This is a genomic window from Pseudomonas syringae (assembly GCF_023278085.1).
Classification (GTDB): domain Bacteria; phylum Pseudomonadota; class Gammaproteobacteria; order Pseudomonadales; family Pseudomonadaceae; genus Aquipseudomonas; species Aquipseudomonas syringae_Q.
Window position 1 is genome coordinate 5,224,081 of record NZ_CP066265.1, and the last position, 25,563, is coordinate 5,249,643.

General features: G+C 60.7%; 21 protein-coding genes. 11 read left to right on the forward strand and 10 right to left on the reverse strand.

The features are described 5' to 3' along the window. Window positions 1–17: 17 nt before the first annotated feature. The 5 genes from rfbB (at window position 18) to I9H07_RS23205 (ending at window position 5,514) form a co-directional block, all read left to right on the forward strand. Complete coding sequence (rfbB, locus tag I9H07_RS23185; protein ID WP_024672684.1) at window positions 18–1,100, forward strand: dTDP-glucose 4,6-dehydratase; 1,083 nt, start codon at window positions 18–20, stop codon at window positions 1,098–1,100. Window positions 1,101–1,183: 83 nt separating this feature from the next. Further along, a complete protein-coding gene (gene rfbC / locus I9H07_RS23190; RefSeq protein ID WP_058824833.1) occupies window positions 1,184–1,729 on the forward strand; it encodes a dTDP-4-dehydrorhamnose 3,5-epimerase in 546 nt (181 codons plus the stop codon). Between the two features lie 134 nt (window positions 1,730–1,863). Then, complete coding sequence (locus I9H07_RS23195; RefSeq protein WP_058824899.1) at window positions 1,864–3,672, forward strand: sensor histidine kinase; 1,809 nt, start codon at window positions 1,864–1,866, stop codon at window positions 3,670–3,672. Beyond that, window positions 3,669–5,054 carry a sigma-54-dependent transcriptional regulator gene (locus tag I9H07_RS23200; protein WP_236424806.1) on the forward strand — a complete coding sequence of 462 codons (1,386 nt, stop codon included), beginning with the start codon at window positions 3,669–3,671 and terminating at the stop codon, window positions 5,052–5,054. The genes I9H07_RS23195 and I9H07_RS23200 overlap by 4 nt, the downstream gene beginning before the upstream one ends. Beyond that, window positions 5,041–5,514, forward strand: coding sequence for a YiiD C-terminal domain-containing protein (locus tag I9H07_RS23205; protein ID WP_236424805.1), 474 nt, complete (start codon window positions 5,041–5,043; stop codon window positions 5,512–5,514). Before I9H07_RS23200 ends, I9H07_RS23205 begins: the two co-directional genes overlap by 14 nt. A 272-nt stretch (window positions 5,515–5,786) precedes the next feature. Here I9H07_RS23205 and cysQ read toward each other — a convergent pair whose 3' ends face one another. Together cysQ and nudE are read right to left on the reverse strand one after the other, a co-directional pair. Continuing rightward, the gene (cysQ, locus tag I9H07_RS23210; RefSeq protein WP_024672758.1) at window positions 5,787–6,629 is read right to left on the reverse strand and encodes a 3'(2'),5'-bisphosphate nucleotidase CysQ; all 843 of its coding nucleotides are present in this window, start codon (window positions 6,627–6,629) and stop codon (window positions 5,787–5,789) included. Then, entirely contained in the window at window positions 6,626–7,192 is a 567-nt protein-coding gene (nudE, locus tag I9H07_RS23215) for an ADP compounds hydrolase NudE (protein WP_024672759.1), read from the reverse strand. The genes cysQ and nudE overlap by 4 nt, the downstream gene beginning before the upstream one ends. Window positions 7,193–7,288: 96 nt before the next feature. Here nudE and yrfG point away from each other — a divergent pair, with 96 nt between their 5' ends. The 5 genes from yrfG (at window position 7,289) to I9H07_RS23240 (ending at window position 12,831) form a co-directional block, all read left to right on the forward strand. Then, a complete protein-coding gene (gene yrfG, locus I9H07_RS23220; protein WP_058392722.1) occupies window positions 7,289–7,969 on the forward strand; it encodes a GMP/IMP nucleotidase in 681 nt (226 codons plus the stop codon). 41 nt (window positions 7,970–8,010) lie between these two features. Then, the gene (locus I9H07_RS23225) at window positions 8,011–8,892 is read left to right on the forward strand and encodes a LysR family transcriptional regulator (protein ID WP_024672760.1); all 882 of its coding nucleotides are present in this window, start codon (window positions 8,011–8,013) and stop codon (window positions 8,890–8,892) included. A 103-nt stretch (window positions 8,893–8,995) separates the two neighbouring features. Then, window positions 8,996–9,832, forward strand: a complete 837-nt coding sequence (gene fdhD, locus I9H07_RS23230) for a formate dehydrogenase accessory sulfurtransferase FdhD (RefSeq protein WP_058392723.1) — start codon at window positions 8,996–8,998, stop codon at window positions 9,830–9,832. Further along, window positions 9,829–12,165 carry an FdhF/YdeP family oxidoreductase gene (locus tag I9H07_RS23235; RefSeq protein WP_236424803.1) on the forward strand — a complete coding sequence of 779 codons (2,337 nt, stop codon included), beginning with the start codon at window positions 9,829–9,831 and terminating at the stop codon, window positions 12,163–12,165. The genes fdhD and I9H07_RS23235 overlap by 4 nt, the downstream gene beginning before the upstream one ends. A gap of 216 nt (window positions 12,166–12,381) precedes the next feature. Continuing rightward, entirely contained in the window at window positions 12,382–12,831 is a 450-nt protein-coding gene (locus I9H07_RS23240) for a glycine zipper domain-containing protein (protein ID WP_024672763.1), read from the forward strand. Window positions 12,832–12,890: 59 nt separating this feature from the next. Here the strand turns inward: I9H07_RS23240 and I9H07_RS23245 are convergent, their stop codons facing one another. Further along, window positions 12,891–14,819 carry a RecQ family ATP-dependent DNA helicase gene (locus I9H07_RS23245; RefSeq protein WP_236424802.1) on the reverse strand — a complete coding sequence of 643 codons (1,929 nt, stop codon included), beginning with the start codon at window positions 14,817–14,819 and terminating at the stop codon, window positions 12,891–12,893. Window positions 14,820–14,964: 145 nt separating this feature from the next. On the opposite strand from I9H07_RS23245, the gene I9H07_RS23250 reads away from it, so the two are divergent. Next, window positions 14,965–15,786, forward strand: coding sequence for a hypothetical protein (locus I9H07_RS23250; RefSeq protein WP_024672765.1), 822 nt, complete (start codon window positions 14,965–14,967; stop codon window positions 15,784–15,786). Window positions 15,787–16,393: 607 nt separating this feature from the next. Here the strand turns inward: I9H07_RS23250 and I9H07_RS23255 are convergent. From I9H07_RS23255 to I9H07_RS23285, 7 genes are all read right to left on the reverse strand, one after another. After that, window positions 16,394–16,900 (reverse strand): hypothetical protein, encoded by a 507-nt coding sequence (locus I9H07_RS23255; protein WP_236424800.1) that lies wholly within the window; start codon window positions 16,898–16,900, stop codon window positions 16,394–16,396. After that, complete coding sequence (locus I9H07_RS23260) at window positions 16,897–17,802, reverse strand: hypothetical protein (protein ID WP_058392726.1); 906 nt, start codon at window positions 17,800–17,802, stop codon at window positions 16,897–16,899. The genes I9H07_RS23255 and I9H07_RS23260 overlap by 4 nt, the downstream gene beginning before the upstream one ends. Window positions 17,803–17,873: 71 nt before the next feature. Next, on the reverse strand, window positions 17,874–18,815 hold the full coding sequence (gene tagQ, locus I9H07_RS23265) for a type VI secretion system-associated lipoprotein TagQ (RefSeq protein ID WP_024672768.1): 942 nt from the start codon (window positions 18,813–18,815) through the stop codon (window positions 17,874–17,876). An 86-nt stretch (window positions 18,816–18,901) separates the two neighbouring features. Beyond that, window positions 18,902–20,626, reverse strand: coding sequence for a formylglycine-generating enzyme family protein (locus I9H07_RS23270; protein WP_236427111.1), 1,725 nt, complete (start codon window positions 20,624–20,626; stop codon window positions 18,902–18,904). Continuing rightward, window positions 20,619–21,812, reverse strand: coding sequence for an FtsX-like permease family protein (locus I9H07_RS23275; protein ID WP_236424797.1), 1,194 nt, complete (start codon window positions 21,810–21,812; stop codon window positions 20,619–20,621). Before I9H07_RS23275 ends, I9H07_RS23270 begins: the two co-directional genes overlap by 8 nt. Beyond that, window positions 21,812–22,528: an ABC transporter ATP-binding protein gene (locus I9H07_RS23280; RefSeq protein WP_236424795.1), complete on the reverse strand. Its 717-nt coding sequence runs from the start codon at window positions 22,526–22,528 to the stop codon at window positions 21,812–21,814. Before I9H07_RS23280 ends, I9H07_RS23275 begins: the two co-directional genes overlap by 1 nt. Beyond that, window positions 22,528–25,563, reverse strand: a complete 3,036-nt coding sequence (locus I9H07_RS23285; protein WP_236426465.1) for a serine/threonine-protein kinase — start codon at window positions 25,561–25,563, stop codon at window positions 22,528–22,530. Before I9H07_RS23285 ends, I9H07_RS23280 begins: the two co-directional genes overlap by 1 nt.

Below are 25,563 nucleotides of genomic sequence, written 5' to 3' on the forward strand. Positions count from 1 at the left end.
CTCAAGAAGGTCAGTTCATGCGAATACTCGTTACCGGGGGCGCAGGTTTTATCGGTTCTGCACTGATCCGTCACCTGATCAACAACACCCCACATGAAGTGCTGAACTTCGACAAATTGACCTACGCAGGCAATCTCGAATCGTTGCAGTCCATTGCGACCGACACGCGCTATGAGTTCGTGCAGGCCGATATCTGTGATCAGGCCAGCGTCAGCGCGGCACTGGAGCGCTTCGCACCGCACGCGATCATGCACCTGGCGGCGGAATCCCACGTCGACCGCTCCATTGATGGCCCGGCGGAATTCGTACAGACCAATATCGTCGGTACTTACAGCCTGCTGGAAGCCACCCGCGCTTACTGGCTGAAGTTGCCGGAAGCCGAACGTCAGGCGTTCCGCTTTCACCATATTTCCACCGACGAAGTGTACGGCGACCTGCACGGCGTCGATGACCTGTTCACCGAAACCACGCCGTATGCGCCCAGCTCGCCGTACTCGGCGAGCAAGGCTGCCTCCGATCATCTGGTTCGCGCCTGGCATCGCACCTACGGCCTGCCGGTGGTGGTGACCAACTGTTCCAACAACTACGGTCCGTTTCACTTCCCCGAGAAGCTGATCCCGCTGGTGATTCTCAACGCGCTCGCGGGCAAGCCGCTGCCGGTGTACGGCAATGGCCTGCAAGTGCGCGACTGGCTGTATGTAGAAGATCACGCGCGGGCGCTGCTCAAAGTGGTCACCGAAGGTGAGGTCGGCGAGACCTATAACATTGGCGGCCATAACGAGCAGAAGAACATCGACGTGGTGCGCGGCATCTGCACCCTGCTCGATGAACTGGCCCCGCAACATCCGGCGGGTGTTCAGCACTACAGCGATTTGATCACCTACGTAGTCGACCGGCCAGGCCACGATCAGCGTTACGCAATCGATGCCGACAAGATTGATAAGGAGCTGGGCTGGACGCCTGAAGAAACCTTCGAGTCCGGACTGCGCAAGACGGTGCAGTGGTATCTGGATAACCTGGACTGGTGTCGCAGGGTTCAGGACGGCAGTTATCAGGGCGAGCGACTGGGTTTTAGCGAAAACAAAGACCTGATTGCCTGATTGCCGCCTTCTCGACATCCGCACATCAGTGCAAACTGTCGACCGCCAGAACTTTTGCTATTGAAGATGACAGGGGAAGCCACGTGAATGTAGTTGCCACACAATTGCCGGAAGTTCTTATTCTGGAACCCAGAGTTTTCGGTGATGAACGAGGCTTCTTCTATGAAAGCTTCAACGCAAAGGCTTTTCAGGAAGCGACGGGCCTGACCCGACAGTTCGTGCAGGACAACCACTCGCGCTCGCAACAAGGCGTGCTGCGCGGCCTGCATTACCAGATCGAGAACGCCCAGGGCAAACTGGTGCGCGTGACCGTCGGCAAGGTGCTCGACGTGGCAGTGGACATCCGCCGCAGCTCGCCGAACTTCGGTCAGTGGGTCGCCGTCGAGCTGTCCGCGGAAAATGCCCGGCAGTTGTGGGTTCCGGAAGGCTTTGCTCATGGTTTCGTGGTGCTGAGCGAACATGCCGAGTTTCTGTACAAGACCACCGACTATTACACGCCTTCGGCCGAGCGCTGCATTGCCTGGAACGACCCGGACCTGGCCATTGACTGGCAGTTCGACGGTCAACCCAGCCTGTCGGCCAAGGATCAGCAAGGCAAGCACTTGAAAGAAGCCGACCTGTTTCCTTGAGTGCCTGACGAGTCGGCGACGGGCATACTACGCGCCGGATGCCCACGTCAGGATCGACCGGGTGTTTCTGTTGCCTGTTGCGACTCGTCGCCAGCAGGCATCGTCAACCCTTCGGCGACGGCCAATCGATGACCATGACCCCCACTCTGCCGCCCCGCCCCCGCTGGCGCAGCCTTGCCCTGCTTGCGCTTTGTCTGGCACCGCTGCTGTGGCCACTGGAACATCTGGCCGAGCGCTATTACCGCAATGTGCTGGCCAACCAGAATCGTCAGACCCTCGACCTGTACGTCGCCAACCTGCTGGGCACCTTGCACCGCTACGAAACCCTGCCGCAGATTCTCGGCGACCTGCCCGCATTGCGCGGCGCACTGGCGGCGCCGAAAGACCGCACGACACTGGAAAACGCCAATCGCCTGCTCAGCGACATCACGCGCCAGACCGGTGCGGACGTCATGTACCTGATGGACGCCAACGGCCTGACCCTGGCCGCCTCGAATTCGGAACAGAAAGACAGCTTCATCGGCCGCAACTTCTCGTTCCGCCCGTATTTCATCGATGCGCTGGCGGGCCGGACCGGGCGCTTCTTCGGTCTGGGCACCACCTCGGTCAAGCGGGGTTATTTCTTTGCCGGGCCCGTGCGCGACGGTGAGCGGGTCATCGGCGTGCTGGTGGTCAAAGTCGATCTGGACCACACCGAAACCCTGTGGGGCAAGACGCCCGAACAGCTGCTCTTGACCGACCAGAACGGCGTGGTGATTCTGACGTCCAACCCCGACTGGCGTTTTCGGGCGACCCGTGATCTGTCGGACGACGAGAAAAAGGCCATCATTGCGATCCAGCCCTATCCGACCCGCGATCCACGCCCCCTGAAAATCGATGAATATGCCTGGCTGACCCAAAGCCAGGCCATCGAGGAAACCGGCTGGAACGTGAACATTCTGGCACCCCGCGCACTGGTCGACCGCCCGGTGCGCACCGTGGTGGCGATCGGCGGCGCGGCACTGCTGGTGCTGATGCTGCTGTTGGGCCTGATGATGCAGCGTCGTCGCCATTATCTGGACCGTATAGGCTTGGAAGCCAAGGCGCGCCGCGAACTGGAAATGCGCGTAATCGAGCGCACCAGCGACCTTGAAGGCCTCAACAGCAGGCTGCGCCAGGAGGTGCTGGAGCGCGAGCAGGCGCAGCAGGAACTGGTGCAGGCTCAGGATGAACTGGTCCAGACCAGCAAGCTCACGGCGCTGGGTACCATGTCGGCGAGCATCAGTCATGAACTGAATCAGCCGCTGGCCGCGATTCGCAGTTACGCGGAGAACGCCGAAGTGCTGCTTGATCATCAGCGCACCGAAGAGGCACGCGGCAACCTCAAGCTGATCAGCGAACTGACCGGGCGCATGGCCTCGATCATCGCGCACCTGCGGGCCTTTGCCCGACGTGATCGCCACGCGCCGGAAAGTGTCGCGCTGCAACCGGCGCTCGACGATGCGCTGGCCTTGCTGGCCAAGCGGCGGCGTGCCATGGAAGTCGAGCTGATCCGCGATCTGCCCGACGCGACGCTCTGGGTACAGGCCGGCGAGACCCGCTTGCGCCAGGTGCTGGGCAACCTGCTGGCCAATGCGCTCGACGCCCTTACCGAAAAAGGCCCGCCGCGCAGGTTGTGGATAAGTGCCGAGCACACCACCGAGGGCGTCAACCTGTACATTCGTGACAACGGCCCCGGCTTTTCTCAGGAAGCGCTGGCGCGGGCCCGCGAGCCGTTTTTCACCACCAAGACCCGCACTCAGGGCCTTGGGTTGGGGCTGGCCATCTGCGATACGCTGATGCGGGCGCTGGGCGGCGAATTGCTGTTCGCCAACCATCCCGGCGGCGGCGCACTGCTGACCCTGCGCCTGCGCGCGGGCGCTTCCGGAGCCAACCTTCAACCGCCAGAGGACCTTTCCGCATGAGTTCGGACACAGCCATCGACAGCCAGATCCAGGTGGTGCTGATCGACGACGACTCGCACCTGCGTCAGGCACTGCGCCAGACTCTCGACCTGGCGGGCCTCAACGTCTTGTCGCTGCCCGAAGCCACGGGCCTGGCCGAGCGCATCGGCCGCGACTGGCCGGGCGTGGTGGTCAGCGACATCCGTATGCAAGGCATGGACGGGCTGGAGCTGCTGGATCAGCTCCACGAGCAAGACCCTGACCTGCCGGTGTTATTGATCACTGGCCATGGTGATGTACCACTGGCGGTGAAAGCCATGCGCGCCGGGGCTTACGACTTTCTGGAAAAGCCCTTCGCCAGTGATGCCATGCTTGAGAGCGTGCGCCGCGCCCTGGCGTTACGGCGACTGGTGCTGGATAACCGCAGCCTGCGTCTGGCGCTGAGCGATCGCCAGCAACTGAGCACCCGCTTGATCGGTCAATCAACGCCGATCCTGCGATTGCGCGAACAGATCGGCGCGCTGGCCGGGACTCGCGCCGACGTGCTGATTCTGGGTGAAACCGGTGCAGGCAAAGAAGTCGTTGCCCGCGCGTTGCATGACTTGTCTAACCGCCGCACCGGCCCGTTCGTGGCGATCAACGCTGGGGCGCTAGCTGAATCGGTGGTTGAAAGCGAGCTGTTCGGCCACGAGCCTGGCGCTTTTACCGGCGCGCAGAAGCGGCGCATCGGCAAGTTCGAATTTGCCAACGGCGGCACGTTGTTTCTCGATGAAATCGAAAGCATGAGCCTGGATGTGCAGGTCAAGCTGCTGCGCCTGCTGCAAGAGCGCGTGGTCGAGCGGATGGGCAGCAATCAGCAGATACCGCTGGACATCCGCATCATCGCGGCGACCAAGGAAGACCTGCGTCAGGCTGCCGATCAGGGTCGCTTCCGGGCGGACTTGTATTACCGGCTGAACGTGGCCTCGCTGCGTATTCCGCCATTGCGCGAGCGCGGTGAAGACGCGTTGATGCTGTTCGAGCATTACGCCGACGCTGCCAGCATGCGCCACGGCATTCCCAAGCACGAGCTCAAACCGGGCCAGCGGGCGCTGTTGTTGCGCCATAGCTGGCCGGGTAACGTCCGGGAACTGCAAAACGCCGCCGAACGCTTCGCGCTGGGTCTGGAACTGGAGCTGGAAGGCGGTGATGCAGAGCAGGCACCGCCGCCGGGCGGTGGCTTGAGTGATCAGGTGGAAAGCTTCGAGCGGGCCTTGATCGCCGCCGAACTGGCCCGTCCGCACAGCTCGGTGCGCAGCCTGGCCGAAGCACTGGGCGTGCCACGCAAGACCCTGCACGACAAATTGCGCAAGCACGGTTTGAGTTTTGGTGACAGCAGCGGAGCATCCGATGACACCGATTGAGCCAGAAGAGAGCGCGGCCCGCGAGCTGGAACGGGTGCTGCACCATGACATTCCGCTGACCCGTGAAATGGGCATGCGGGTGATTGACTGGCATCACCACACGCTACGCCTGCACCTGCCGCTGGCCCCCAACGTCAATCACAAGAGCACGCTGTTCGGCGGCAGCCTGTATTGCGGCGCAGTACTGGCCGGCTGGGGCTGGCTGCACCTGCGGCTGCGCGAAGCGGGAATCAGCGACGGGCATATCGTGATTCAGGACGGGCAGATCAGTTATCCACTGCCCGTACGCAGCGACGCCATCGCCCGCTGCGACGCGCCAGACGCCGCGCAATGGGAGAAATTCATCACCACCTACCAACGCCGAGGCCGCGCCCGCCTGACCCTGCACACCCACATCAGTGCGCAAGACAGCGAAGAACAGGCCGTGCGCTTTGTCGGGCAGTTTGTGTTGCACAGGTGAAGCTTGCGCGGAGCTGTGACGCGGAGCGTCACGAACGGCATGACGACGCGGAGCGTCGCACGATAGCTCAGGTTATCGTTCCTCACGCTCTGCGTAGGAACGCCGTTCTGGACGCTCTGCGTCCAATCTGAATCACGTGATGCGGCGCAGAGCTGTGACGCGGAGCGTCCCGAATAGCATGACGACGCGGAGCGTCGCACGATAGCTCAGGTTATCGTTCCTCACGCTCTGCGTGGGAACGCCGTTCTGGACGCTCTGCGTCCAACCCGATTTCAGGACTGCGCCAGCACGAGCAGCTTTTCGCGCCATTCGGCCTTGGCGGGCAGCGCCAGAAAGAACGGGTTGAGCAGCGATTCGCGGGCCGGGTAGCTGAACGGCTGGCCGTCCAGTTGCAGCACTGCGCCTCCTGCACCTTCAAGTACGCCCTGCGCCGCAGCGGTGTCCCACTGCGAGGTCGGGGCCAGCCTCGGGTAGCAATCGGCAGCCCCTTCGGCCAGCAGGCAGAACTTCAATGAACTGCCGATATTGGTCAGTTGCAAAGGCCCAAGCCCGCTCGCCAGACCGGCCAGCAAATGCTCCTGCTCCGGGCTGGAGTGGCGGCGGCTGGCGACCACGGTAAAGGTCTGCCCGTCGCCAACCTCGTTGCGCACCGCAATCGGCTCGCAGTGATCAATGTCATCGCTGCGCCAGGCGCCCAGCCCGGCACCGCCGAAATAGCAGCGGTTATTGGTCGGCATCGAAACCACGCCGAACACCACGCGACCATTTTCTATCAACGCGACATTGACGGTGAATTCCTCGCTGCCGGAGATGAACTCCTTGGTGCCGTCCAGCGGATCGACCAGCCACCAGCGTTGCCACGTCGCGCGCTCACTGAGCGGGATATCGGCGTCCTCTTCGGACAGCACATGAATGCTCGGGTCAAGTGCCTGCAAGCCCTCGACCAGCACCTGATGGGCTGCCAGATCAGCGGCGGTCACCGGGGAATCGTCGGTCTTGGTCGTTACGGTGACGTTGGCACGCCAGAACGGCAGGATCACTTCGCCTGCCAGCCTGGCCAGTTCGATCACCGGGGCGAGCAACGGATGGGGCAGGCTTTTCAACGAATCGGTCATGGCAGGAACAATCCACGCTGGGTGAGCAGGTCACGAGTGAGGTACAGCGCAGCCAGTGCCCGGCCTTCGCTGAACTGGGCATTCTGCGCCAGGCTCGACAGCTCCCGCAGGTTGATCCGGTCAACCCGAATCGGCTCGGGCTCGTCGCCTTCCAGCCGCTCTTCGTACAGATCGGTCGCCAGCACCACCTGGATTTTCTGGCTCATGTAGCCAGGTGACAGCGACAGCTCAGTGAGCAGTTCCAGATGGCGCGCCCCAAATCCGGCTTCTTCCTTGAGCTCGCGGTTGGCGGCCTCAAGTGCGTCTTCGCCCGGCTCGATCAAGCCTTTGGGCAAGGACAGCTCGTATTCGTCGGTGCCACCGCAATATTCTTCGATCAATACGGCGTGGTCAGCATCCAGCATGGCCACGATCATCACCGCGCCGGGGCCCGAGCCTTTGCTGGCCAGACGCTCATAGGTCCGCTCAACGCCGTTGGTAAAGCGCAGTTGCAGCTCCTCAACGCGGAACAGACGACTGCTGGCGACAATGGCGCGAGCAAGTACGGTAGGTTTCTGACGCATGACAGGCTCCTCTACATGAACGAGGTACTATACCGAGCTTTTCCTGATGTCTGTGTCGGATATGCTTGACCGACACCCACCCCTGACGAGGCCTGAATGCTTTCCATGCCCTGGAGCGAAATCGATACCGTCCTGTTGGATATGGACGGCACGTTGCTCGACCTGCATTACGACGAACACTTCTGGATGCAACACCTGCCGCAGCGCTATGCCGAATTGCACGGCATCAGCTTCGCCATGGCCTGGCTGGAACTGAAGCCGCTGTTCGAAAACAACGCAGGCACGCTCAACTGGTATTGCCTGGATTTCTGGAGTACCGAGCTTAAATTGTCGGTGCGTGACCTGAAACGGGAAATCGCGCACATGATTGCCCTGCGCCCGGACGCCGAGACCTTCCTCGCCGCCATCAAGCAGGCCGGCAAACGCGTGATCATGATCACCAACGCGCATCGGGATTCGTTGTCACTGAAGATGGAGCGCATTGAACTGGCGCCCTATTTCGAGCGCATGATCAGTTCTCATGACTACGGCTTCCCGAAGGAAAACCAACAATTCTGGGACGCCTTGCAGGCTGAAACCGATTTTGATCCGGCACGCAGCCTGTTTATCGACGACACGCTGCCGGTCTTGCGCAGTGCCCGGCAATTTGGCGTGGCCCATCTGCTCGCCGTCAGCCAGCCGAACAGCCAGAAAGGCCCGAAAGACACCGAAGAGTTCGCCGCAGTGGACGATTATCGTGAGCTGATCAAGGGCTTGCTCGACCCTCATTTAGCCTGAACGCGTAGAATCGGCGGTCTGGACTGCCCACCGGAGAGAATATGGACATCAAGCAACTCAAATTTCTGATCGCCCTTGATGAAACGCGTCACTTCGGCCAGGCGGCTGCGCGCTGCAATATCACCCAGCCGACGCTGTCGATGCGCTTGCGCAATCTGGAAGAAGAGCTTGGCTTGCCACTGGTCAATCGGGGCCAGCGTTTTGAAGGTTTCACGGCGCCCGGCGAACGAGTGCTGGCGTGGGCGCGTACCGTCCTGGCCGCCTACGACGGCTTGCAGGCTGAGGCCGCCGCGTGCCGGGGGCATCTGGTCGGTACATTGCGCCTGGGCGTGGTGCCGTTGTCGAGTTTCGATCCGTTACCGTTGCTGCACCGGCTGCATCAGCTGCACCCCAACCTGCGCTTCGAGCTGTCGTCACTCAGTTCCGAGCAAGTCCTGGAGCAACTGGCGAGCAACCGCATTGACCTGGGCGTCTCGTATCTGGAGCGACTGGACAGCGAGCGTTTCGATTCGCTGACCCTGGACGACACACGCATGGGCCTGCTGTATGACCGCCGGCATTTTTCGTTTGGTGAAGAGCCGCTGAGCTGGGCTGATCTGGTCGAGCTGCCGCTGGGCATGCTGACCAGCGGCATGCATTTCCGGCAGTCAATCGACCACAACTTCCACAGCCGCAACCTGCAGCCTCATCCGCTGATCCAGACTGATGCCGTTCATCAGTTGCTTCAAGCCGTACACGGCGGCTTCTGTTGCGCAATCATGCCGCTGGATGGCGGGCTGGAAACGCTCACCGAACATTTGCGTCTGCATCCGATTGCCGATGCGCGCACGCTGGCCCGCCTCGGGCTGATCATGCGCCGTAGCGCACCCCGCTCTGCGCTGGCTGAGGCGTGTTTTGCGCTGGTCGCAGAAATACCCCGTTAAAACGCTGATCGACGTCATCTATCGGGGCATCAGCACTAGCGATTAGACGATATGCAATAAGACGCCTAGTCTTGCAGATGTCATTCTGCCGGTATTACAGCCCATGCCCGTCACGTGCAAGGTCAGCTCGGCGTCCGTTTCCGCGCCAGCCCCCGAAGCAAGCCAGTCCTACAGCTACTCGAATCTCGAGGGCAAGGACTCGGCACGCAATGCGCTTGCCGAAGAAGTGGCCCTGGCCATCGCCTACAACGGCATCAGCCAGGCGGTCATGCTGGTCAGCCCGACCGATCTGGAAGACTTCATCGTCGGCTTCAGCCTTGGCAGCGGCATCATTGCGGCGCCCGATGAAATCTACGACTTCACACTCAGCGGGAGCGGCTCGGCGATGCAGGCCGAGGTCGAAATCGCCAGCCGTGCTTTCTGGGAGCTCAAGCAGCAACGCCGACAACTGGCGGGCACCAGCGGCTGCGGGTTGTGCGGCGTTGAAGCCGTCGAGCAGGCCTTGCCTGAGCTGAACGTTTTGCCTGGCGCGCCCTTGCCGCCGATTGAATGGCTCGAAGGCTTGCGCCAGCGCATCGGCGAATTCCAGCCTCTCGGCCGCCACTGTGGCGCCGTGCATGCGGCGGTGTTCATGGACGGCAACGGCCAGTTGCTGCTGGGCCGTGAAGACATCGGCCGGCACAACGCGCTGGACAAGCTGATCGGCGCACTTGTCCGTCAGGATATTTCGACAACCGGCGGCGTTGCTATCGTCACCAGCCGCTGCAGCCTGGAACTGATTCAGAAAGTACTGCGCGCCGGCATCCAGACGCTGGTCAGCCTGTCTTCGCCCACCGGACTTGCCCTGCAATGGGCTCGCCGGCACAACCTCAATTTAATTCACCTGCCGCAGCACAGTGCGCCGCGGGTCTATAGCCCTGCGATGGAGATTCAACCGTGAGCACTCATCATCAAGCCGACAAGACACCCATTCCCCGCTACAAGCCGTACAAAGGTGCGGCAGGCGGCTGGGGCGCACTGATCAGCGTGACACAGGCCTGGCTGGGCAGTGACAACGCGCTGAAGAACCTGCGCATGATGCTCAAGACCAACCAGAACGGCGGCTTCGATTGCCCGGGCTGCGCGTGGGGTGATTCGCCGGAAAGCGGCATGGTCAAGTTCTGCGAGAACGGCGCCAAAGCGGTGAACTGGGAAGCGACCAAGCGTCGTGTAGACCCGGCCTTCTTTGCCCGTTACAGCGTCAGCGCGCTGCTGGAGCAGAGCGACTACTGGCTGGAGTATCAGGGTCGCCTGACCGAGCCGATGGCGTATGACGCAGAAACCGACCGTTATAAACCGATCAGTTGGGATAACGCGTTCGCGCTGATCGCCAAGCACCTGAAGAACCTCCCCAGCCCGAACATGGCCGAGTTCTACACCTCGGGTCGGGCCAGCAACGAAGCGGCGTACCTGTATCAGCTGTTCGTGCGCGCTTATGGCACCAACAACTTCCCCGATTGTTCGAATATGTGCCACGAAGCCAGTGGCGTAGCGTTGTCGCAAAGCGTCGGCGTCGGCAAGGGCACCGTGACGTTCGAGGATTTCGAACACGCCGATGCCATCTTCGTCCTCGGTCAGAACCCCGGCACTAACCACCCGCGCATGCTCGAACCGTTGCGTGAAGCGGTACAGCGCGGTGCTCAGGTGGTCTGCGTCAACCCGCTCAAGGAGCGCGGTCTGGAACGCTTCCAGCACCCGCAGCACCCGGTCGAAATGCTCACCAACGGCGACCGCCCGACCAACACCGCCTACTTCCGCCCAGCCCTGGGTGGCGACATGGCGTTATTGCGCGGCATGGCCAAGTTCCTGTTGCAATGGGAGCGTGATGCACAACTGGCCAATGAGCCGTCGGTGTTCGATCACGCATTCCTCAACGAACACACCGAGGGCGTGCTGGAATACCTGGCGGCCATCGATGAAACCTCGTGGGAAGAAATTGTCGAGCAATCCGGGCTGCCACTGACTGACATCGAGCAGTCAGCGCGCATGTATGCCAAGGGCAAGAACGTCATCATGTGCTGGGCAATGGGTATCACCCAGCATCGCCACTCGGTTGCGACCATTCAGGAAATCGCCAACCTGATGCTGCTGCGCGGCAACATTGGCCGTCCTGGCGCAGGTCTGTGCCCGGTGCGTGGCCACAGTAACGTGCAAGGCGACCGCACCATGGGCATCAACGAGCGCCCGCCGGTGTTCTTCCTTGATGCGCTGGAAAAACGCTTCCAGTTCCAAGTGCCGCGTGACAACGGGCATAACGTGGTCGAGGCGATTCACGCCATGGCCGAAGGCCGCGCCAAGGTGTTCATCGCGCTGGGCGGCAACTTCGCCCAAGCGACACCGGACAGCCACCGCACCGCCGAAGCACTCAGCCAATGTGATTTGACGGTGCAGATCAGCACCAAGCTTAACCGCAGCCACTTGTTCCATGGCAAGGACGCACTGATCCTGCCGTGCTTCGGTCGTACCGACATCGACATCCAGGCCAACGGTCCGCAAGCGGTCACCGTGGAAGACTCGTTCAGCATGGTCCACGCCTCCAACGGCCAGTTGCAGCCGCTGTCGAAGCAGATGCGTTCGGAGCCGTCCATCATCGCTGGTATCGCCAACGCGACACTGGGCAAAAAGCCGGTGGACTGGTTGTGGCTGGTGGAAGATTACGACCGCATTCGCGACCTGATCGCCGACACCATCCCCGGCTTCAAGGACTTCAACGAGCGCGTCAAGCATCCTGGCGGGTTCTACCTGGGCAACGCAGCCGGTGCGCGCCGCTGGAATACTGCGTCGACCCGCGCCAACTTCAAGTCCAACACACTGCCGCTGAAGCTGATCCATGAAGGCATCAGCTCGACCGGTGAGGTGCCAGACCTGATCATGCAGTCGATGCGCTCCCACGATCAGTACAACACCACGATTTATGGCCTGGACGACCGTTATCGCGGTGTGAAAGGTCAGCGTGACGTGCTGTTCGTCAACGAGGCGGACATCATTCGCCTAGGCTTCCAGCCGGGGCAGAAAGCCGACCTGATTTCGATCTGGGGCGACAATCGCGAACGTCGCGTCAAAGGCTTCACCCTGCTGCCATTCGATATTCCGGCAGGCCAGGCTGCGGCTTACTATCCAGAGGTCAACCCGTTGGTGCCGCTGGAAAGCGTCGGCGAAGGCAGCAGCACGCCGACGTCGAAGTTCGTGGCGATCCGTCTTGAGCGTTCAGCTGAATCAGCGCGGATTGTCTGACGCTTATAACGGTTTGAGCACGCCCATAAAAAAGGCCCGTTTCATTTGAAACGGGCCTTTTGCAAGTAACCTGAGACTGCTTTTTAGCATTTAAGTTCCTTAACCAAAACAGTAACTTAGGCTTATTTGTGGCAAACGTGTTACTCGTCGGATTTGAATTGCTACATTCTTCACTTGACACCAATATCGCGCCGTCATCCCTATGAGATTCAATACATGAAGTATTCCTCGATACTGTTGTTGTCTCTTACCCTGATCGGCGGTACAGCCTCTGCAGGCAATCTCGAATCAGGCGTAGGCGGAGCATTGGGTGGGGTACTCGGTTCGGCCGTCGGTCAACAGCTCGGCGGCAGCACCGGTTCAGCGATTGGCGCTGGCGTTGGCGGTGCAGCCGGTGGCGCGGTCGGCGCAGACCGACGCAATCGTACAGAAGCCGCCATCGGCGGTGGTCTGGGCGCAGCAGGCGGTAACGTTCTGGGCCGCAGCGTTGGCGGTAATACCGGCAGCCTGGTCGGCTCGGCGGTAGGCGGCGGCGGTGGCGCCGCACTGGGTAACTACATGGGCAATGAGAGCCGCAGCGATGATCGTCGGGATCGTGGTGGCCGTGAGTATCGTGGCAATAAACGTAACAAGCACTACGGGCATCGCCGTCACGGTCGCGACTGATCTGCTCGCTGACTGTTGATACACCCAGAACCGGCCGCTCTTGAGCGGCCGGTTTGGTTTTAGAGCATTCCCTGCACCCACGCCCTCACCTGCGCATACGGATAATCCTCCAGCACCGCAAACCCGGCAGTCGCACGGGCCTTCAGCTTGGTGAACAGCGGCACACTGATGCCGCAGAGGAAGCGTGTGAGGCATTCGGCACTTGGCGGCTGGCCGGTATAGTCCTGATGCTTGTGGATAAAACCGCCACACAGTTGCTGAAAGTCGCGACTCGCCAGCGGCTCCAGTGCGGGTGGTTCGGGCAGGTGGGCGACTTCGCCAAGGCACACCGAACAATGCCCGCACCGCTCAGGGGCGTTGTGATCGCCAAAGTAGCGGGCCAGGCGATGGGTCAGGCACTGATCGCTGGAGAAGACTTCCAGCATGGCGTGAATGCGCGCCACTTCAGTGGCTTCGTGATGGGCGAAGTAGTCGTGCAGCTCGGCACTCAATGCCTGCGGGTCAAAATCGCTGCGCAGCAGGCTGTACACCTCGGTCATCTGCTTGCTTTCAAGCTCGATCCAGCCCTTCTCCTGAAAGTAGTCCAGCGCCTTGACCACCCGCCCACGCTCGGCGCGGTATTGCTGGTACATCGCATCGAAATCAACGGTGGCCCAGGTACGCGCCCGGCTGGACGTGTCGATGAGCGCCTGAACAAACTGTTGCCGCTCGCCTTCGAACCGCGCCATCAGATCATCTGGCTGTAGCAGAAACTTGAAACGGTATTCCGCAAAATACGCGTAACGCGGCGCGATGATCCCGCGCAGTTCCAGTTGCACCAGCAAGGTTTTCAGCGGCAATTGGCGGATGTTGCTGAGATCGGCCAGCGGCCCGAGCAAAAACTCCCATTGGCCGTCATGGCGTGCGTTGAGCAGGTCATCCAGCACACGCGCAATGCCCTCGCGCTCTGGCGTGTCGCCATACACGAAGTTCTCCAGCACGTTAAGGCTGTCGCGGTTGGCCAGCACCAGGCAGTCGGATGCGGCCCCGTCGCGCCCTGCCCGGCCGATTTCCTGACTGTAGTTTTCGATGGATTTGGGCAGATCGAAATGCACCACGTTACGAATGTCGCTCTTGTCGATCCCCATCCCGAACGCGATGGTCGCCACAATGCAATTCAGGCTGCCGCCCATGAAACGCTTTTGAATCGACTCGCGTTGATCGTTGGGCAGCCCGGCATGGTAGGCGCTGGCCGGCAGCCCGTTCTGCTCAAGGTGTGCGGCGATGTATTCGGCGGTTTTTTGCAACGTCACGTAAACAATGGTCGGCTGTCCGCGCTTTTCATCAAGCCATTCGACCAGCCGCCGTCTCTTGTCACGGCCGCTTACCGGCTTGACCCACAGGTGCAGATTGGCGCGGTAGAAACCGGTGGTGATCACGTCGTCGGGGGTGATGGCGAACTTGTCCTGCATGTCGACAATGACCTGCGGCGTCGCAGTAGCCGTCAGCAACAATGCCTGGGGGATGTTGAATTCACGCTGGTAGTCGGGCAGCTTCAAATAGTCGGGCCGAAAGTTATGCCCCCACTCCGAGATACAGTGCGCCTCGTCGACCACCAGCAAAGAAATCGGCACTTGAGCTATGAAGTTCCGAAAGCGCTCATTCTTGAGCCGTTCGACCGAGATCATCAGGATCTTCAGCTCGCCGGAACGCGCCCTGGCCATGACATCAGCCACTTCCTCACGGCTTTGTGCCGAGTCGATACTCGCCGCCGAAATACCGTGACGATGCAGAAAAGCCAGCTGATCCTGAATCAGTGCCAGTAACGGCGACACCACCAGCGTCAAATTCGGCAACATCAGTGCGGGCAATTGGTAACATAGCGATTTGCCAGATCCGGTCGGAAAGATCGCCGCAGCCGAGCGCCCGGCCAGCACAGCGCTGATGGCAGCCTCCTGCCCCGGCCGGAACTGCGTGTAACCGAATACCTGTTCGAGACGCTGGTGCATGGGCGGTCATTCTCCAGAAATCAAAACGGTCACAACCTTAGCGCGCCAGGCGAAATGCACCTAGCGCCGAAGCGTTACAGAAACCCGACACACAGCCGATAGCGTTTTAATATCACGCCCGGACAACGCTTGATCAGGAGCAGGAATGGAATCCATACAGCAACCCGAGGACGACGGGGTTATCCGCATTCAGCGCCTCGTGCCAGGCCAGGTGGATGTCGTGCTGGGCTCGCATCCACGCCGAAAACGCGTCGTTGTGCCTCGCCGGTCATCCCCCTACGGACTTTGGCTGGCCTGCTTGGTTTTTGCGGCATGCCTGGCCGGGCTGATCGCCTCTAACGTGAGAGGCACCAAAGCCATGCCCATTGCGCCTGTCGAACAGCGAGCACCCGACGCTGAGACAGTCGAGATCGAGGCGCAGCCCGCAGCGGTCGCAAGCGCACCTCCAGTGCAGCTACGCAGGACGGCAGAGCTTTTGCCTGTCGCCGCAACGCCGGAACAGCCCGCCGCCGTACAGCCTCTGGACAACTGCATCAAAAACGGCAATGTCATCGATGAAAGCGTCGTGAACTGCCGATTCGGCCAGGTCCCGCGCCCCGCTCAGGCGGAAACGGCCAAAGGTATGGTCTCTGCGGACTACATGGCGGACTTCAAGGCCAACACAACGCGCACCTCCGCTCGACCCTCCAGGCCTTACAGCGTGGCAACCGTTTCAATCCGCGAGTGGGACGGACGCAATCGCTATAGCGCGCAATGGCGGGTGTACGGCAACACCATCGACGGCGACAGCGTCTGTGAAAACTTCGCCATTCACTCACTGGAACGACGCGAGTGCCGCAAATCGGCGCAGGTCAACTTCAAAGAACAATGCCGTGAGTGGACCAGACGCGTGGCCCGCAACCACGATGAAGCGAGTAAAAACGTCGAGCAGCGCTATTGCGAGATAGCAGCGACGTTTTCACCCTGAACCTGCCCTGTCGCCCCAAGGGCCTTTATTTTAAAGGCCTGCAGACCTTTCCAGGCTGCATGAACGTGATCCGCATTAGACCAATTCCCACACACGTATAGCAAAAGGCTTACACGCAGCAGGGCACGTTGGCTATTTTGCAACCTCGGCCAGGCCAGTAGCATTGGATCCAACAACTGGTGAACAAGGAGTTCACCAGGATCAGGGACGATCGACCATCGCCGGGAAGGCAGCCGACAGGGAGTTGGAATGGTCTTGGTACAAACCCGCTTCGGCGGGTTTTTTATTGCCTGCGTTTTTTGCTGCCGACAAAACCTGTACGACTCGACATTTTTCCTGACGCCAGAATAACTGCCCTCCCTGCAGGTGCTCAGCCCCGAATCAGTGAGGTATAGCGAAAGGCTTACACGCGATGGAGTCACTTGGCTATTTCCGGCCTTGTTCACTCTCCGTAAGATTGGATCCATCAAGTGGTGAACAGGAGTTCATCACGATCAAGGATGATCGACCATCGCCTGGGAGGCGGCCGACAGGGAGTCGGGATGGTCTTGGAAAAACCCGCTTCGGCGGGTTTTTTATTGGGCGCGGGAAAGCCGGTTGTAAACGCCTACTTGCGTCGCGCTTTCCTCTTGCGCAGATTCCCACGGTTCTTTTCCAGCGCATCTTGGCGGCGCGCCTCAACATTGCTTTCTTCGCGCTCGAACCTCAAGGCGACGAACTCTGCACGCATTTCCCGGTGCAGCCTGCTGTTAAGCAGCAACAGACCCAACAGCGGACACAGCAAACCCAGCACGTAGATAAACAGCTGCGCACCCGGACTCTTTGCCGGAAAATTGGGCAGCACCGCCAACAGACTCACTACCATCATCGCCACCAGCACCCATACGCCCCAACTACGTCCACGACTGATCATCAAGCCTGCGAACGCGAGCACCATCGAAGCACCAATCAGAAACATGGCTTGATAGAGACCGATGTCCGCAACGTCACCAAACCAGACGTAGCTGACCTGAGACGTGGCGATGACCACCGAAAAAAGAGTCAGGAACATCGAGCCCAGAAAGGAAGGAAAGTAGCGGGCGCGAAAGGCGTAGTAGTTGTGGCGGTCTGTCATTCGGTGATTTCCTCATACAGACCAACCGCAAAGGTCTGTACGTAATTGCTTCCAGCCAACCCGACCCCCATGCTCAAGACATCCTGGAGCTGAATGACGGTGGCGGCTTTAAGCTGGGTTGACGTCAAGCGTGTAGGTAATTCACCGCTTCGTTGTTTTAGTTTCAGTAGCCTGGCGGTCAACTTCGGATTCTGAAGTGTCAGCAGCTCATCGGTCAGCTGTTTGCGCTGCTGCCGATTGAGCTCTTTAGTGAGGTCGTACCAGCTGCGCCCCGTTGCAGCTTTCCTCGCCTGCATTAATTTATAGGTTGTCAGGCCAGTGGCACCTACCCCTGCCAAAGAAGCGATGTCCAGCACCGAACTGATGGCGTTGTACCACTCGGAATCATTCAGCTTGTCATTTGCCTCAGGGGAGGATATCTCGTTGATGGTTCTTGCCAGGCCGATGCCGCATTGCGCTGTACTGGCGGCTGTAGAGGCATAGCCTATGGCGGCGATGACCAGACTGGTGCCACCCGTGAAAGGCACGGCAGCACCACTACCGAAGACGGCGATCCAGCCCAGAATGGCGCCGCCGCAGGACATCGTGGCGCTGAAGGCTTCATAAAGCAGGCGCGACTCTCGAGGGTTGGTCTGTACTTCTCTGGCGAATTGCTGCGGTGCTATGTGTTTTTTCGCCTCCCGCAAAATCACCCGCTTGGGTTTGATACTGCAGATCGGCGTGAATTCTCGAAGGGTTACCACGTTGAAATCGGCATCAATGTAGACAACACCGGCCCCGACGATGCCAGGGTCTGAATCGATGGCGGTGAACAGCCGCTGAATATTGATTTTGCCTGCAATCTGCTGGCGAGCCAGCACCTGCGAAGGGCTGTTGGTCAGCCCGATCATTGCTTGAGACATTGATCTTCCTTGAATCCCGAAAACTTCACCGACCTCCCGCAGGAGATCGGCGAATCCATACGTCAAAACACTCAGACGTTAGGGCAAGGCACTGGAGCCCAGTCGCTTACATCAGGGCTTTTGCACATTTTTTCGACTTCGCTTTTGCCGGCGCTCACAACCTGCTGGCTTTCAGCCTGTTTGACCCTGGCCTGTTGCAGCTCTTTCTCGGTACCCACCGCTTCTTTTGGCACAGCCGGCAGTTTCACTTTGGCCGGTTGTTTGACTTTGGAGATCTTCTTGGTCGATGTGGCGGCAACAGGTGCCGTCTCGGCATTGGCAACAACCACGACGTCATTACGCTTCACGCCAACCTGCTGAAGGTCTTTCTCATAAGCCTGGGTGTAGCTGCTCAGGTCTTCGGTGGCGCGGCCGTTGACGGCGGCGATCAGATCGTTGGACTCTTTGAGACCTGCAACGATTTCGGCCAGGCGCTTGCGGCCTTCGGTGGCATTGATCTTGTTCGACTTGCGACCTGAAATCAGGTTGCTGAACTCACGCTGGTAGCAGGTCTGCGAAGCCTTGGCATAAGCAGTGCTGCGGTCGATATCGGCAGCGCTTTTGCTGATATCGGTGGAGTAGGAAGCGATACGCGCCTTGTCATCGGTGATCTGCTTCTGACGCTCAGTGTAGTAACCCGCTGCGCCGCCCACCAGTGCGCCGCCTGCTGCGCCAATCGCCACATTCCGTGCGCGCTTGTCCGAATCGCCTGTCAGAGCACCGGCCAGCGCACCACCGACCGCGCCCAACGCAGCGCCGGTAGCGACCGACTTGGTGGTGTCCGAGTCAGTCTGGCGCAGATGCTGCACAGGCTCGTAGCAAGAAGGGTAATACTCGACCTTGGTGGTCGCGCCGACCTTGGATACCGGCGAACTCGCGCAACCGGCCAGCAGAACAGCGCTGAAACCGGCAGTCGCCAGCAGCAGCGAACGGCTTTTAGAGGCCGAGACAAACGGTTTACGGGACAAAAGCATATTGGCATTCTCTTCGTTGGTATTGACTAGCCCGGAGCGGCTTGATGCCACCCGAGTCCCTTCTTTGCTTCCCACACCCCGGTCAGTCATTGCTGACTGGCCGATGCAAGCAATTGCTTCAAGATCGTTTCCGGGTCGGCCCGCTTTTGCTGGCGGTACTCACCGACATGGCGTACGAACAATGTTGCCCTGGCCACCAGACTCCTGCCGATGACGGGTTTACGACTGAGCTCTTCTTTGATCCGCTGAAACTGCGCCTGAATCACCGCATCGGTGTAACGCGTGCCGGTTGCCAGGTTGTCGATATAGATCGCCACCGCGCCGTCCAGCGCGCTGCGGCCATTGTCGATCGCGATGCCATACAGCCTGGCGCCGGTTTCGTCCTTGGCCGCAACGGCCTGTTGCTGGCTTTTCTTCAGATTGGTCAGGCGAATGTTGTAGTTGCTGATGGTCTCGGCCACCAGCGCAGCAGACTGGATCAGGTTGCCAGCGGCCTCCTCGCGCTGCCGGGCAATCAGCGAGACGTTGCGTTTGAGTTCTTCGTTGACCAGCCCCAGCTCGGCTTGCAGACGAGGGTCGGCACTGGCTGCAATGATGCTGTCCAGACGTTTGGTCGGATCATCGGTGTCGGTAATGTCATCCGTCAGCGCCGCCAGACGGCCTTCCTTCTGCCATTGATCGAACAGTTCCTTGTAACGTGAACGCGGCGCGGACAGCGCACCAATGGCGACCCGAAAGCCTGTGGTTTCATTGTTTTGCTCGGTGCCGTCGGCGGCGAACAGCGGGTACTCGCGACGCATGCCGGTGAACAGCGTGCCCTCGCCTTCCAGGTAATTCCCGCCCTTGGCCACAAAACCGCCATAAGCCCCCTGGCGACGCCCGGCGTGGACCAACTGGAACGACTCCTGGACCATTTCCGCCGCATTGCCTATCACGTCGAACATGCCGATGGGGTTGGGCAGTTTCGTCCCCACAGGCATCAACCGTGCTGCCTGCCCGGTCCCGCCAGCAACCTGGTTGAACACCGCCCAATCGGCCAGAGGGCCGTCACCCTCGCTGCCCTCGATACGGCGTGGAAACAGACGTCCATCCATGTCCTGGCGACTGACGGCTTGCGCGCCGCGTGCAGCAAACTCCCACTCGACCTCGGTCGGCAGGCGGACAAAACCGACGCCGCCGTCTTCTGCGTCGGTACCGCGCCCGCTGACCGGCAGCAGATCCCGGTGATTTTTCAGCAGCCAGGCGCTGTACACCGCACCAAAGCGCTCAGCCTCGAAGCGCGACAGCTTGACCTTGGGCAAGCGCCCCGCCATGCCCGGCGGAACATCACAGGCGGGCGGGGCTTCGCCGCTGGCGAGGGACTGAGCCTGAGACATGACCTGCGCATACTGCCGCGCGGTGACTTCGTATTTGCCGATGAAGTACATCATCGGTTTGAGTGGTGTTCCGGCATCGGTTTTCGGCAGCAGCGGGCCGATGACCTTGCGCCAGTCGCCGGGCAGGTCCTTTAGCGTGAACTGCCCATTGATGAAGTCGCGGCGATAGCCGGAAATGAACGATTGTTTGTAGCCCGCCTCGCCTTCGCTGAACGGATAGCCGAGGTTGATCTCGCGGTCGTCCAGGCTGCCCTGAGCCAGGATGTACACGTAACGGAAAACCATTTCGCCGTCACATGGCAACGGCAGGCTGATGTCGTCCGCCAAGGGTTTGGGGTTATCCAGCGTGTCGTTGTCATCCGCAAAGGCGCTGAACGACGATACACACAGCGAAGCGATCGCCAGCATCAGGGCAGCTCTGCGCAACTCAAACATCTCTGATTCCTTCCGAAGCTTCGATTCGGGCCACATGCAGGCCGCCGAGCGCGGCAGCAACGGCACTGGCGCCCAGCACGGCAAACAGGGCCACGAGGTAATGACGGGGGAGCAGATGGCTGGCGTACTCGCCGGCCACCTGCACGAACAGACGATTCAGGCCCAGCTCGGCTGCGCCATACAACGCAGCGGCGACCAGCGCGGCCAGTGCGCCGCTGTAAACAGCCTGCAAGACCACGAACAACAGCAATGCGCCGGTGCTGAAACCCAACAGGCGCAGCACTGAAAGCTCACGGCGTTTGCGCTCGACCGAGGCCAGAGCCCCCGCAAAGATCGCTGCGCACGCGCCGGCAAGGGCCAGACCGGCGATGATCCAGAACACGATTGAAAGGTTGCGGCTCAGCGACTGAACCTGGGCAATGGCTTGCGACTGGGTTGAAACCAGCAGGCCACTGTCGGCAAAGTAGCGACGCAATGTTTCGACATCATTCAGGTTTCGCGCATACAACCGGAAGGCCGGATAGATACGTTGCGCTTCAGGGGCCGACTCACCCAGCCAGCCCAAGGCAGGTACAGCGCGGCCATCGCGATAATCTTCAGCGGCTTGCAACAGCCCCAATGACGCGAACAATGCGTCTCGTTGAAACGCTTCCAGCGGGAGCACTGCCAAGACGCGTAATCGAGTGCGTTGCGCCTGAAGCACGCCTGAAACCTGACGGGTGAACGCGGCGTCAAGCCAGTCACCTGCCTGGGCACTGAGTTTTTCTGCGGCGGTTCTGCTCAACACCACGCTGTCCAGCCCCTGAGGTGAAGGCAGGGCACTCAACAGCGGGTCGCCATTTGCAGTCGGAATCATCTCGACGTTGAGCATCTGGTTATTCAGCGACAGATCAGCGGTTGCAGCTATCTGCCGGGTTCTGGGCAGTGCAAAGCTGACGTCGGGCCGCATGGCCAGGCTGCGAATGAATTGCGTGGTGAAACGACCGCCGCCCAGCGGAATGACCTCGCGCACGGCCGGGTCCTGTTCCAGACGCTCGGTGAGGCTGCCGATCAAGCCGAACTTGAGGCCGAACAACACCAGCAAGGGCGCGATCACCGCGACCAGTGCCAGCACGTTGCAGGCTGACAGCCTGCTTTCGCTGCGGTAATCCTGCCAGGCCAGGCTGGCGATGAGAGGCACGCGCATCAGCTCGGTTCTCCCAGCGTTGCGGTCACGCCGCCGTCGGCATCACGTCGACACTCGATGCGCAGCACTGCAAGCCCGGCGCTGCGGGCAAGCGCTTCGTCGTGGGTTGCAATCAGGCAGCAGGCATTCTGTTTCTTTGCCTGTTCGAGCAGTAACTGCATGACCCGGCCTGCATTGAGCGGGTCGAGCGCAGCGGTGGGTTCGTCGGCCAGCAGCAGTTGTGGCGAATGCGCGAGCGCCCTCGCACAACTCACGCGCTGGCGTTGCCCGACCGAAAGTGCCGCAGGTTTCTTGCGCAGTTGATCGCTGATTTCCAGTTGCTCGGCCAGTTGCCTGACCGTGCCGTCGTCGGCCAGGCCCAGCAGCCTGCGCGACAGTTCGATATTGCCCTGCACATCCAGGTAACCCAGCAGCCCGCCGGTTTGCAGTACATAGCCAAGATGCCGACTGCGCAGATCGGCCAACTGTTTCTGCAGACCTTCGCGCCACAGACTGCCGATGTCGTACTCGCCTGCGGGGGTCGAAAAGTCGAAGCGCTGTGTCCGGTCCGGAACCGACACCAGCGCGAGAATATCCAGCAGGGTACTTTTGCCACAGCCACTAGGCCCGACCAGCGCATATTGCTGCCCGGCCCTGAGCTCCAGGCGCGGAATTACCAGGCTGTAGCGCTGACTGCCCTGCCCTCGGGCCTTGTGTACCTCGCGCAGACTCAACATTACGGCAGCGTCGACAATGGAACGCGGTACAACGCGTCGCCGGGCTCGGCATCACCGAAACGCACCCAGTTGGCCAGGTCGTTATGGAAGGTTTCATAAAGGCGGATTTTCGAGTCCAGCTCGTCGATGAAATCTTCCTGCTCGGCCACACTCAACGACAGCCACAGGTCCTGAGTCATGTTCAGCGATTTGCTGCGATACGGCAGGCCTTCCAGGTACTCACCCAGAATGCCGCCTTCAGTCAGATTCCCGCCCTTGCGCAGGGCTGACGGATCACGACTCATGTAGGCACTGGCGCTGGCGATTTCCTGAAAGAAGTCCTTGGGCGAAGTCTGGGTCTTGCGCGCGGCGTCCACGATCAGTTTGAGCGACTGCTGCAAGTCATTGAGCTGCAATTTGGTCAACATCACACACACCTGAAATGCCGGAAGCTTCAGGTTGGTGACATCCCGGTCGGCCGTCCAGGCGCTGACCAGTTGCGGTGCCTGGCTGGCTGATTTACGCCCCAGAAAATCCATGTGCATGGCGTAACCGACCGCCGCAGATTTCTCGGCAATACTCGGTGCAGCAGTGAGGACCGGCACCGCTTGCGAAGGGTTACTGCGGACCTGATGCACAAGGTCGGCAAACACTGAACCGATCTCGTCGACGCGCGCGCCGAACTGGCGCACATCGCCGCCCGCTACCGGGATGTAAAGGTTGCCGATCTGCGGGTTCGCATCGGCAGTCAGCGTCCGGTATTGCTGCTCGGCAGACGCATGGTTTTTCTTGCCTGCATCGGTACGCAGGTGCAGGGCAAAAATTTTGATCTGCTTGCCAAGCGCCGCCTGCCGCACCTCGGCTTCGTTCATCTGGGTACTGCTCAGCGGATCGCTCTTGCGCAGCGAACCGGCGTCGCTGACCAACAGAATCAGCCGGCCGCCATAGCCCGACCAGTCCATGTCGTTGACCGCCTGCATCACGCCGGCGAAGGAATCCTCGTTGAACGCATGGCTGGAGACCGAGGTAGCCTTGACCTGCGCGGCCAGTTCCATGAAGCGTTGCGGGTCACGGCCCTGGTCCAGCGTGACCAGGGTTTTGGTCAGGTATTCGAGCCCCGGGGTTTTGCTGATGTTGTTGCGAAAACCCACCAGACCGAAACTGACGCTGTCCAGCTCGCCGCGCTGGGCGATTTTTTCCTGCAAGCCATGCACCACCTCGCGAACCTGATCGATGTAGGGCTGCATCGACACCGAGGTGTCCACCACCAGCACCACTGCAGTGCGGAAGGCGTCGGCGCTTTGAGCCGTTCTGACGTCATTGCCTGCAGTCTTTTGCGGCAGGTTGCCCGGATCGATCGACGCCACGTTCAACAGTTGAACCGGCTGACCGTTTTCATCGAAGCTCTCCTGCGATGCGAAAATCGGCAGCAGATAGAATTGTTCCTGGGGAACCGCGCTGGCGGTGGGCTCCAGAGCCAGCACCTGAGTATTGTCTTCGGCGTGTTTCTGAGCATCGAGCAGCAGCTTTTTGGCCGCCGCAGGGTCAGCAATGAGCTTTTCCAGTTGCTCGGGCTGGCGCACGAACATCACGGGGGCCCGTCCGGAGCGCTCGGTGAATTTCAACACAAGGCTCTGCTTCCAGTCGCTGACCTGCTCGGCGGGCAACCAGCCCTCGCTGCGCCCGTCACTGGCTGCGCCGACCCGTAACCACGGGCTGCCGTTGACGGTCTGGCGCTGATAAACGTACAACACGGAAAACGCTGGCAACGCCTGCCCGCCCGCAGCGCCGGGTTCACTGGCATAGCGCGCGCCAGGCTTGCTCAACACGCGCTGAAACAGCGTCTTCTTGCCCGGCATCAGCAAGGGTCGCTGACCACCGTCGCTATCGGTCGATGCGGAGGAAGGCTGTGCCTGAACCGCTGGCTGTGCCGCAGCCGCCGACGGAGCCGTTGCTGGCGGCATGGATTGCGCCGTGGTGTCTCGCATATCGGCATCACGCCCGTCGCCACGTAAAAACCAGTAACCACCGGCTCCGATCACCGCAGCAATCGCAACGGCGAGCAAGGCCAACGGCAACACACGACGCTTTTCCGGCGGCGCGGTCTTGCTCAGTGTCAGCTCCGGCGGCGGAGTAGAAACGGGCGCGGTCACCGGCGGCGGGCTGCCCGGAATATCGATGGACACCGGCGTCAGGCCGGCAAGCTCATCACGCGGCGCGTCGGGCTTGAGCAACGGCTGAAACACCGTGCGCTCCGTATCGTCGAGCCCCAGCTTGTCCAGCGCGACCAGCAAGGCCTTGGCATCCGGAAAGCGCTCGGCCGGATTCTTGGCCAGCAGACGGGTGAGAATGTCCTGATAGCGGCCGTGGTGCACCGGCAACTCGGGCAGCGGTTCGGTGAGATGCGCCAGCGCAGTGGAAAGCGCGTCGATACCGTTGTAGGGCAGCTTGCCGACGAGGATTTCGTACAGCACCACACCCAGCGCATACAGGTCAGCGCGGCCATCGATATCCTGACCACGGGCCTGCTCCGGGCTCATGTAACTGGGGGTACCGACAGCAAAGCCGGCCTGCGTGAACTGAGTGCGATCATCCAGCGACTTGGCGATGCCGAAGTCCGACAGTACGGCGTTGCCGTCGGCACGAAACAGAATGTTGGCGGGCTTGACGTCCCGGTGCACCAGGCCCTGATCATGGGCATAACCCAGCGCAGAGGCGATCTGCCGGACGTACAGCAAACCCTGCTCGGCACTCAGGCCTGACGCAATGCGCTCTTTGAGGGTGCCGTTGGGCAGGAACTCCATGGCCATGTAATACAGGTCATCGACGTTGCCGATGTCGTGGATAGTGACGGTATGCGGGTGTGACAGGCGCGCCAGCGTGCGGCCCTCACGCAGAAAACGCTCGCAGAAACTCGGATCGGCAGCCAGCGTGGCGGCCATCACCTTGAGCGCCACTTTGCGTTCGAGCGAACGCTGGGTAGCCAGGTAGACAGTCGCCATGGCGCCTTCGCCAATCTCGCCTTCTATGTCAAATCCAGGAATCCGTATGTCCAT